This is a genomic window from Wolbachia endosymbiont of Drosophila seguyi, assembly GCF_028981765.1.
Lineage (GTDB): Bacteria > Pseudomonadota > Alphaproteobacteria > Rickettsiales > Anaplasmataceae > Wolbachia > Wolbachia pipientis.
In genome coordinates, this window is the sequence record NZ_JAPQLM010000060.1 from 1 (window position 1) to 670 (window position 670).

The window sequence follows — 670 nt, forward strand, 5'->3', positions numbered from 1 at the left end:
ATCCTCCAAAATTTTATTTTACCCGAAAAAACTCCTTTCTTTCTCTCCACTTTTTCTGGGTAAGGTCAGTATGGGAAAAGGTGAAAGATGTACTAAAAAACCCAGAGATGATAAAAAAGGAATACCAACGTAGAGTATTAGAAAATAAAAATGATGAATCATCAGAGAAAAAGTTTGCAAGAAGAGAAAATCAAATAAAAGAAGGTATCGAAAAATTAATGGAAGATTATTATAGTCAAGAAAATGCAGGAGAGAAAGGATATATAAGCGAGGAAGAATTTAAACAGACAATGAGAAAAATGAAAGAACGCTTACAAGGGATAGAAGAAGAGAAAAAAAAGGTAGTTGATCAGAAGGCAGTAGAAAAAGGAATAAGTCTTATTATAAATAGCATAAAGAATTTTTATTCTAGTGTAAAATCGAACCTGGAACAGCTAGATTGGCAAACTAAGCGCGGCATTATTAAAGCATTAATAGGACAAATTAACATTGGTTGTGATCAGGTAGAAGTAGGATTTCAGATCGAAGAACCAGCACAGGATGGGGGAATTCTTAATTTGTATCATTGTACTACACATCATAATAAGGGGGTTGGCAAAATGTGTGCGCCAAGAAGTGCGTAAGGAACAGTTGGTGAAAATCCAACACGGGTAAAGCTTAGCCGGCAACC

Annotated in this window: 1 pseudogene; it reads left to right on the forward strand. The window is 34.8% G+C overall.

The window, feature by feature from the left end:
• Positions 1 to 623, forward strand: a pseudogene (locus OZD62_RS01235) (hypothetical protein); the annotation flags it as partial.
• Positions 624 to 670 lie beyond the last annotated feature (47 nt).